Origin of the sequence: Kitasatospora sp. NPDC048194, from assembly GCF_043202455.1 — a bacterium.
In the GTDB taxonomy this organism is placed as follows: Bacteria; Actinomycetota; Actinomycetes; order Streptomycetales; family Streptomycetaceae; genus Kitasatospora.
In genome coordinates this window covers 121,226-130,609 of the sequence record NZ_JBIDAK010000009.1, presented here as the reverse complement: position 1 = coordinate 130,609, position 9,384 = coordinate 121,226, and the positions used below count along the sequence as shown (strand labels likewise).

Annotated in this window: 8 protein-coding genes; all 8 read left to right on the top strand. The window is 71.1% G+C overall.

Annotated elements, in window-relative coordinates; translation table 11 throughout:
* The first annotated feature begins 6 nt into the window (after window positions 1-6).
* The 8 genes from nuoI to ACGF07_RS14160 all read left to right on the top strand — a co-directional run bounded on the left by nuoI (window position 7) and on the right by ACGF07_RS14160 (window position 9,197).
* A complete protein-coding gene (gene nuoI / locus ACGF07_RS14195) occupies window positions 7-609 on the top strand; it encodes an NADH-quinone oxidoreductase subunit NuoI (protein WP_350740216.1) in 603 nt (200 codons plus the stop codon).
* On the top strand, window positions 609-1,655 hold the full coding sequence (locus ACGF07_RS14190; protein WP_392898443.1) for an NADH-quinone oxidoreductase subunit J: 1,047 nt from the start codon (window positions 609-611) through the stop codon (window positions 1,653-1,655). Before nuoI ends, ACGF07_RS14190 begins: the two co-directional genes overlap by 1 nt.
* Window positions 1,652-1,951 (top strand): NADH-quinone oxidoreductase subunit NuoK, encoded by a 300-nt coding sequence (gene nuoK / locus ACGF07_RS14185; RefSeq protein ID WP_195911268.1) that lies wholly within the window; start codon window positions 1,652-1,654, stop codon window positions 1,949-1,951. Before ACGF07_RS14190 ends, nuoK begins: the two co-directional genes overlap by 4 nt.
* A 14-nt stretch (window positions 1,952-1,965) precedes the next feature.
* Window positions 1,966-3,861: an NADH-quinone oxidoreductase subunit L gene (gene nuoL, locus ACGF07_RS14180; RefSeq protein ID WP_392898441.1), complete on the top strand. Its 1,896-nt coding sequence runs from the start codon at window positions 1,966-1,968 to the stop codon at window positions 3,859-3,861.
* A 40-nt stretch (window positions 3,862-3,901) separates the two neighbouring features.
* Entirely contained in the window at window positions 3,902-5,536 is a 1,635-nt protein-coding gene (locus tag ACGF07_RS14175; RefSeq protein WP_392898439.1) for an NADH-quinone oxidoreductase subunit M, read from the top strand.
* A complete protein-coding gene (nuoN, locus tag ACGF07_RS14170; protein WP_350740207.1) occupies window positions 5,533-7,167 on the top strand; it encodes an NADH-quinone oxidoreductase subunit NuoN in 1,635 nt (544 codons plus the stop codon). The genes ACGF07_RS14175 and nuoN overlap by 4 nt, the downstream gene beginning before the upstream one ends.
* A gap of 253 nt (window positions 7,168-7,420) precedes the next feature.
* Window positions 7,421-8,431: a polyprenyl synthetase family protein gene (locus ACGF07_RS14165; protein ID WP_392898436.1), complete on the top strand. Its 1,011-nt coding sequence runs from the start codon at window positions 7,421-7,423 to the stop codon at window positions 8,429-8,431.
* A gap of 103 nt (window positions 8,432-8,534) precedes the next feature.
* A complete protein-coding gene (locus tag ACGF07_RS14160) occupies window positions 8,535-9,197 on the top strand; it encodes a response regulator transcription factor (protein WP_350740201.1) in 663 nt (220 codons plus the stop codon).
* The last annotated feature ends 187 nt before the right edge of the window (window positions 9,198-9,384 follow it).

Sequence of the window (9,384 nt, the reverse complement as noted above, 5' to 3'; positions counted from 1 at the left end):
TCCGCGATGTCGTCCGACCAGACGGGCAGGGACGAGCGGGCCGAACGGCCGTCCGTCCTGGGCCCGGCCGCAGGCTTCGGCGTGACCTTCAAGGCCATGTTCAGGAAGCGGCTCACCGAGCAGTACCCGGAGCAGAAGAAGCCCACCGCTCCGCGCTTCCACGGCCGCCACCAGCTGAACCGGCACCCGGACGGGCTGGAGAAGTGCGTCGGCTGCGAGCTGTGCGCGTGGGCCTGCCCGGCCGACGCGATCTACGTGGAGGGCGCGGACAACCGGGACGAGGAGCGCTACTCGCCCGGTGAGCGCTACGGCGCGGTGTACCAGATCAACTACGCCCGTTGCATCCTGTGCGGGCTGTGCATCGAGGCCTGCCCGACCCGCGCGCTGACCATGACCAACGAGTACGAACTGGCCGACTCCTCCCGCCGGGACCTGATCTTCACCAAGGAGCAGCTGCTGGTCGGCCTGTCCGAGGGCATGGTCGACACCCCGCACGCGATCTTCCCGGGCGCCGACGAGGGCGCGTACTACCGGGGCGAGGTCACCGCGGCGGCGCCCGGGACGGTCCAGCAGGAGCGCACCGGCCGGGAGAAGGAGGTGCAGCAGTGATGACGCATCTCGCGGCCGCGACCGGGACGACCTCCACCGGCGAGGCCGTCCAGTTCTGGGTGCTCGCGGTGATCGCGGTCGGCGGAGCGATCGGCATGCTGCTGATGCGCAAGGCCGTGCACAGCGCGCTCTGCCTGGCGGCCACCATGCTGGCGCTGGCGGTCTGTTACATGGCCCAGGGCGCGGTGTTCCTGGGCGTGGTGCAGATCGTGGTGTACACCGGCGCGATCATGATGCTGTTCCTGTTCGTGGTGATGCTGGTCGGCGTGACCAGCGAGGACTCGCTGAAGGAGCACCTGAAGGGGCAGCGGGTCGCCGCGGTGCTCTGCGGGCTGGGCTTCGGCGTGCTGCTGATCGCCGCGATCGCCGACGCGAAGCTGAACCACTTCACCGGCCTGGCCGAGGCGAACGCCGAGGGCAACGTGCCGGGTCTGGCCCGGCTGATCTTCACCCGCTACGTCTGGGCCTTCGAGGTCACCGGCGCGCTGTTGATCACCGCGGCGATCGGCGCGATGGTGCTGACCCACCGGGAGCACGTGAAGGCTCCGAAGACCCAGCGCGAACTGGCGGAGCAGCGGGTCAGGGACAACATCCAGCTGCCGCCGCGGCCGGCCCCCGGCGTGTACGCCCGGCACAACGCGGTGGACGTGCCGGCGCTGCTGCCGGACGGCACCGTCGCCGAGGACTCGGTGATGTCGACGCTGCGCGAGCGCGGGCAGGTCCGGGACGTCAGCCAGGACATGCTGAAGCGGATGGCGGAGCTGGAGAACACCACCTCCGACTGGCTGGGCCGGCCGTCCTCGGAGCGGCCGGCGGTGACCGGCCCGCGCAGGTCGCTGGAGCCCGCGGGCGCCAACGCCGGCACCAGGACCGGCAACGGCACCCGGACCGCCAACGGCACCCAGGGCGGCAACGGCACCAAGGCCGCCAACGGAACGAGGACCGCCAACGGCACCAAGGCCGTCAACGGCACCGGAGCCGATCACGGCGCCGGGCCCGCCGACGGCACGGAGGCCGGCGGGGGCGAAGAGGAGGGCGAGCAGTGAACCCGGTCAACTACCTGTACCTGTCGGCCCTGCTGTTCACCATCGGCGCGGCAGGGGTGCTGATCCGGCGCAACGCGATCGTGCTGTTCATGTGCGTCGAGCTGATGCTGAACGCCTCGAACCTCGCGCTGGTGACGTTCTCCCGGCTGCACGGGACCCTGGACGGCCAGATCATCGCGTTCTTCACGATGGTGGTCGCGGCGGCCGAGGTCGTGGTCGGCCTCGCCATCATCGTCTCCATCTTCCGGACCAGGCACTCCGCTTCGGTCGACGACAGCAATCTGATGAAGCTGTAGGCGGAGGGCCTTCGGTGAACTCTCTCATTCCGCTGCTGGTGGCGGCTCCACTGGCCGGCGCCGCCCTGCTGCTGCTCGGCGGCCGGGCTCTGGACCGGTTCGGCCACTGGCTGGCCACCGCGCTCGCCGCGCTCTCGTTCGGCTTCGGCCTGGCACTGTTCTCGGACATGCTCGGCCGGAGCGCCGAACACCGGGCGGTGACCGAGCACCTGTTCAGCTGGGTCCCGGTGAACGCCTTCCAGGCCGACATCTCCTTCCGGCTCGACCAGTTGTCGATGACCTTCGTCCTGCTGATCACCGGCGTCGGCACCCTGATCCACCTGTACTCGGTGGGCTACATGGCGCACGACGAGCGCCGGCGCCGCTTCTTCGCGTACCTGAACCTGTTCCTCGCCGCCATGCTGCTGCTGGTGCTGGCCGACAACTACCTGCTGCTGTACTTCGGCTGGGAGGGCGTGGGCCTGGCCTCGTACCTGCTGATCGGCTTCTGGCAGCACAAGCCGAGCGCGGCGACGGCGGCGAAGAAGGCCTTCATCGTCAACCGGGTCGGCGACATGGGCCTGTCGATCGCGATCATGCTGATGTTCGCCGAGTTCGGCTCCTTCGCCTTCGACCCGGTGTTCGGCGGGGTGCAGCAGGCGAGCGAGGGCAAGCTGACCGCGATCGGCCTGATGCTGCTGCTGGCGGCCTGCGGCAAGTCGGCCCAGGTGCCGCTGCAGTCCTGGCTCGGGGACGCGATGGAGGGCCCGACCCCGGTCTCGGCCCTGATCCACGCGGCCACCATGGTGACCGCGGGCGTCTACCTGATCACCCGCTCCTCGGCGATCTTCGACCTGGCGCCGGACGCGCGGACCGCCGTGGTGGTGGTCGGCGCGGTCACGCTGCTGTTCGGTGCGATCGTCGGTTGCGCCAAGGACGACATCAAGAAGGCGCTGGCCGGCTCGACCATGTCGCAGATCGGCTACATGGTGCTGGCGGCCGGGCTCGGTCCGATCGGCTACGCCTTCGCCATCATGCACCTGGTGACCCACGGCTTCTTCAAGGCCGGACTGTTCCTCGGCGCCGGCTCGGTCATGCACGGCATGAACGACGAGGTGAACATGCGCCACTACGGCGGCCTGCGGCGGTACATGCCGGTCACCTTCGTCACCTTCGGCCTCGGCTACCTGGCGATCATCGGCTTCCCCGGTCTGTCCGGCTTCTTCTCCAAGGACCGGATCATCGAGGCGGCCTTCGCCAAGGGCGGCACCGAGGGCTGGATCCTCGGCCTGTGCACGCTGGTCGGCGCGGCGGTCACCGCGTTCTACATGACCCGGGTGATGCTGCTGACCTTCTTCGGCGAGAAGCGCTGGCAGGCGGACGACAAGGGCGGCCTCCCGCACCCGCACGAGTCGCCGAAGACCATGACGATCCCGATGATCCTGCTGGCCGTGGGCTCGGTGTTCGCGGGCGCGCTCTTCGACGTCAACGACTCCTTCCTGAAGTGGCTGGAGCCGGTCACCGGGCACAGCGAGGGCAACTCGCCGCTCACCGCGTGGACCGTCACCGGTCTGGCCACCGCCTGCATGCTGGCCGGCGTCGGCCTGGCGTACCTGATGTACGGGCGCTCGCCCGTCCCCGTGGTCCCGCCGGTCGGCTCCCCGCTCACCCGGGCAGCGCGCCGGGACCTGCTGCAGGACGACTTCAACCACGCCGTGCTGGTGCGGCCGGGCTCGGCGCTCGCCGCCACGCTGGTCTACTTCGACAGCCGTGGCCTGGACGGCTTCGTCAACGGCCTGGCCGCCGTCATCGGGGGACTGTCCAGCAGGCTGCGGCGGGTCCAGACCGGTTTCGTCCGCTCGTACGCGCTCTCCATGTTCGGCGGCACGCTGGTGCTGGTCGCCTCGACTCTCCTGATGAGGTCCATGTGATGACAGTGACTCGCCCTGAAACGCGTGGGGAGGTCCGGCCGTGAGCGCCCTGCTGACCGTCACCTGTGCCGTCCCGGCGGCCGGCGCGGTGCTGACCGCCGCCCTGCCGGCCGGATCGACCGAGGCCCGGCGCAGGACCACCAAGGCCGTCGCCCTGGGCATCTCCGCCGTCACCCTGGCGCTGGCCGCCCTGGTGGCGACCCGGTTCGACCCGCACGGGGCCCGCTTCCAGCTGACCGAGTCGTACAGCTGGATCCGCTCGTTCGGGATCGGCTTCTCGCTCGGCGTGGACGGCATCGGCGCCGTCCTCGCCCTGCTGACCGCCGTCCTGGTGCCGGTGGTGATGCTGGCCTCCTGGCACGACGCCGACCCCGACCAGGCGGCCCCCGACGGCACGGCCGAGCGGGACACCTTCGAGGGGCGCCGCAGGACCCAGGGCTTCTTCGCCCTGATCCTGGCGGTGGAGGCGATGGTGATCGTCTCCTTCTACGCCACCGACGTCTTCCTGTTCTACGTGTTCTTCGAAGCCATGCTGATCCCGATGTACTTCCTGATCGGCGGCTTCGGCGACCGGGCCGGCGGCCCCGAGTCGGCGCGCCAGCGCTCCTACGCGGCCGTCAAGTTCCTGCTGTACAACCTGCTCGGCGGCCTGGTGATGCTGGCCGCGGTGATCGGCCTGTACGTGATCGCGCAGGACCAGGGGTTCGGCACCTTCGATCTGCCGACGCTCACCCGGGCGGTCGCCGAGGGCAGGCTGCAGCTGACCGGCACCGCCGAGAAGGCGCTGTTCCTCGGCTTCTTCTTCGCGTTCGCGGTGAAGGCCCCGCTGTGGCCGCTGCACACCTGGCTGCCGAACGCGATGGGCGAGGCCACCGCCGGCACGGCCGTGCTGATCACCGCCGTGGTGGACAAGGTCGGCACCTTCGCGATGCTGCGGTTCTGCCTGGGGCTGTTCCCGGACGCCTCGAAGACCTTCGCCCCGCTGATCGTGGTCCTCTCGCTGGTCGGGATCGTCTACGGCGCACTGCTGGCGGTCGGCCAGAAGGACATCAAGCGGCTGATCGCGTACGCCTCGATCTCGCACTTCGGCTTCATCATCATGGGCATCTTCGCCCTGACCAGCCAGGGCCAGAGCGGTGCGACCCTCTACATGGTTAACCACGGCCTCTCCACCGCCGCGTGGCTGCTGGTGGCCGGCTTCCTGATCTCCCGCCGCGGCTCCCGGCTGATCGCCGACTACGGCGGCGTGCAGAAGATCGCCCCGGTGCTCGCCGGGACGTTCCTGATCGGCAGCCTGGCCACCCTGTCGCTGCCGGGGCTGGCCCCGTTCGTCAGCGAGTTCCTGGTGCTGGTGGGCACCTTCACCCGCTACCCGGCGATCGGCGTGATCGCCACCTTCGGCATCGTGCTGGCCGCGCTGTACGCCCTGCTGCTGTACCAGCGCACCATGACCGGCCCGGTGAAGGACGGGGTGCGGACCATGCCCGACCTCAAGGCCCGCGAACTCGCCGTGGTGGCACCGCTGGTGGCGCTGACCATCCTGCTGGGCGTCTACCCCAAGCCGCTCACCGACCTGGTCAACCCCTCGGTGAACGCGACGCTCTCGCAGGTCCACCAGACCGACCCGGCGCCGGCCCACCCGGTCGCCGCCACCTCAGGAGGTGAGCAGAAGTGAGTGCCACCGCAGTGCTCGCCGCCGCCGGCAACACCCCCGGCATCCCGGCGCCGCACATCGAGTACGGCCAACTCTCCCCGATGCTGGTGGTGTTCGGCGCCGCCGTGGCCGGCATCCTGGTCGAGGCCTTCGTCCCCCGGCGGCTGCGGCACTGGACCCAGGTCTCGCTCGCCCTGGTCGCCCTGGTCGGTGCGTTCGTCGCCGTGGTGGTGCTGGCCGCCCAGGGCCACGGCGCGCCCCGGATCGACCTGCTGGCCATGGAGTCGGTCGCCCTGGACGGTCCGGCGCTGTTCCTGCAGGGCGTGATCCTGCTGGTCGCCGTGGTCGCGGTGCTCACCTACGCCGAGCGCAAGCTGGAGCCGAAGGCCGGCGGCCTGCCCGCCGACGCCTTCGCCGCCCAGGCCGCCGCCACGCCCGGCGGCGAGCAGGAGCGCTCCGCGATCCGGGCCGGCTTCACCACCAGCGAGGTCTTCCCGCTCACCATGTTCGCCGTCGGCGGGATGCTGCTCTTCCCCGCCGCCAACGACCTGCTGACGATGTTCGTGGCGCTGGAGGTCTTCTCCCTGCCGCTCTACCTGCTGTGCGCCCTGGCCCGCCGCCGCCGGCTGCTCTCCCAGGAGGCGGCGGTCAAGTACTTCCTGCTCGGCGCCTTCGCCTCGGCCTTCTTCCTGTTCGGCACCGCGCTGCTGTACGGCTACGCGGGCAGCGTGAAGCTCGGCGACATCGCGGACGTCATCTCCGGCAAGGCGATGACCACCCCGGCGCAGCTGAGCACCACCCAGAGCGACGCGCTGCTGCTGACGGGCCTGGCGATGCTGGCGGTCGGCCTGCTGTTCAAGGTCGGCGCGGTGCCCTTCCACTCCTGGACCCCGGACGTCTACCAGGGCGCGCCGACGCCGGTGACCGGCTTCATGGCGGCGGCCACCAAGGTCGCGGCCTTCGGGGCGTTCCTGCGGCTGTTCTACGTGGCCTTCCCGGGCCTGCGGCTGGACTGGCGGCCGGTGCTGTGGGGGGTCGCGATCCTCACCATGGTGGTGGGGGCGGTGCTGGCGGTCACCCAGCAGGACGTCAAGCGGATGCTGGCGTACTCCTCGATCGCCCACGCCGGGTTCATCCTGACCGGCGTGATCGCCGTCAACAAGCAGGGCCTGTCCTCGGTGCTGTTCTACCTGGCGGCGTACTCCTTCGTGACCCTCGGTGCCTTCGCCGTGGTCACCCTGGTGCGCGACTCCAAGGGCGAGGCGACCCACCTGTCCAGCTGGGCCGGGCTGGGGCGGCGCTCGCCGCTGGTGGCGGCGGTGTTCGCGCTGTTCCTGCTGGCCTTCGCCGGGATCCCGCTGACCTCCGGCTTCACCGGGAAGTTCGCGGTGTTCCAGGCGGCGGCGGCCGGCGGGGCGACCCCGCTGGTGGTCGTCGGTGTGCTGAGCTCGGCGGTGGCCGCGTTCTTCTACATCCGGGTGATCGTGCTGATGTTCTTCTCCGACCCCAAGCCGGGCGGTCCGACGGTGGCCATCCCGAGCGCCTTCACGGCGACCGCGATCGGCGTGGGGGTGCTGGTGACGCTGGGCCTCGGGCTGCTGCCGCAGTACTTCCTGGACCTCGCGTCCAAGGCCTCGCTGTTTGCGTACTGACCGTCACCGGTCGGTTGGCTGGAGATCGGTCCGGAAGTCCGGGCCGGTCTCCAGCCCTTTATTTCCGGACGAATTCGCCCCCACCGCCGCAAGGCCCGGACAGCCGTCCTGACCAGGGCTTCCGGCCCGATCATGACAGGATCCGCACGCCCGTGCAGTGATCCACTCACGACCGGATACCCTGCCTGTATGGCCAGCGGCGGCACTCAGGGACCAGGCCGCTAGATCGACCAGGGACAGAGGAGTGGTCTTCGTGACCGTCGTGGAACCCTTCGGGCTCAGCGTGCAGGACCGCGACCTGACCCGGGACGTCCAGGCCGGACTGGACGCGGTGGAGGCGGCCCTCGGCGAGGCCGTCAAGAGCGACGTCCCCTTCATCACCGTCACCGCCAGTCACCTCCTGGAGGCCGGCGGCAAGCGCTTCCGCCCGCTGCTCCTCCTGCTGGCCGCCCAGTTCGGCGACCCGGGCGCGCCCGGTGTGGTGCCCGCCGCGGTGGTCGTCGAGCTGACCCACCTGGCCACGCTCTACCACGACGACGTCATGGACGAGGCCCCGGTGCGCCGCGGCGCCGAGAGCGCCAACTCCCGCTGGGACAACTCGGTCGCCATCCTCACCGGCGACTTCCTCTTCTCCCGCGCCTCCCAGGTCCTGGCCGACCTCGGCCCGGAGGCGGTGCGGATGCAGGCCGAGGCCTTCGAGCGGCTGGTCACCGGCCAGATCCTGGAGACCCGCGGCCCCGGCCCCGAGGCCGACCCGCTGCTGCACTACCTGGACGTGCTGGAGGGCAAGACCGGATCGCTGATCGCCGTCGCCTGCCGGATAGGAGCGCAGATGGCCGGCGCCGAACCCTGGATGGTGGACACCCTCGGCGAGTTCGGCGAGCGGATCGGCATCGCCTTCCAGCTGGCCGACGACGTGCTCGACATCGCCAGCGACGGCGACGAGTCCGGCAAGACCCCCGGCACCGACCTGCGCGAGGGCGTGCCCACCCTGCCGACGCTGCTCCTCGAGCGGATGCCCGCCGACCCGGCCGACCCGGACGACGTCCGGCTGCGCGAGCTGCTCACCCAGGCCCTCTCCGACGACGAGCTGCACGCCGAGGCGCTGCGCCTGCTGCGCCGCCACCCCGCGCTGGAGCACGCCCGCCGGGAGACGCTGCGGCACGCCGAGGAGGCCCGGGCGCTGCTCGCCCCGCTGCCGGACTGCGCGGCCAAGGCGGCCCTGGAGGGGCTCTGCGACGCGGTGGCGATCCGCACGATGTGAACGGGCCCGGGAGCGGGCGGGCGATCCGGCCCTCGCTCCCCGGCGGGGTGCGCCGATGGGGGAGACTGACTCCCGTCAGCTCACGCCTGCCCGGAAGGCCACCATGCGTCGCGTCGTCATCGCCGAGGACTCCGTACTGCTGCGGGAGGGCCTGACCCGGCTGCTCACCGACCGGGGCCTGGAGGTCGTGGCGGGCGTCGGCGACGGAGAGGCGCTGGTCAGGACCGTGCACGGACTGGCGGCGGCCGACGCCCTGCCGGACGTGGTGGTCTCCGACGTGCGGATGCCCCCCACCCACACCGACGAGGGCCTGCGCGCCTGCGTGGAGCTGCGCGGCCACTACCCGCAGCTGGGGGTCCTGGTGCTGTCGCAGTTCGTGGAGGAGCGGTACGCCTCCGAACTGCTCGCCGGATCCACCCGGGGCGTCGGGTACCTGCTCAAGGACCGGGTCGCCGAGGTGCGCGAGTTCGCCGACGCGGTGGTCCGGGTCGCCGAGGGCGGTACCGCGCTGGACCCGGAGGTGGTGCAGCAGCTGCTCAGCCGCAGCCGCAAGGGCGACGTTCTGGCCAATCTCACTCCGCGCGAGCGCGAGGTGCTGGGCCTGATGGCGGAGGGCCGCACCAACGCGGCGGTGGCCAGGCAGCTGGTGGTCTCCGACGGGGCCGTGGAGAAGCACGTCAGCAACATCTTCCTCAAGCTGGGCCTGGCCCAGAGCCCGGAGGACCACCGCCGCGTGCTCGCGGTGCTGACCTACCTGAACTCCTAGGGCCCGTCTTCAAACCCCCGCCTGCGGGCCGACGCTCCCCCGGCCTTCGGCCGGGAGGTGCCCCCAGGGCACGCGCCTCGCCGCGTTGTCGTCGGTCGCCGATGGCCCCCAGCCTCCGGCCGGGAGGTGCCCCCACCGCATGGACTCTCCCCCAGCCTCCGGCCAAGAGGTGCCCCCATCCTCCGCC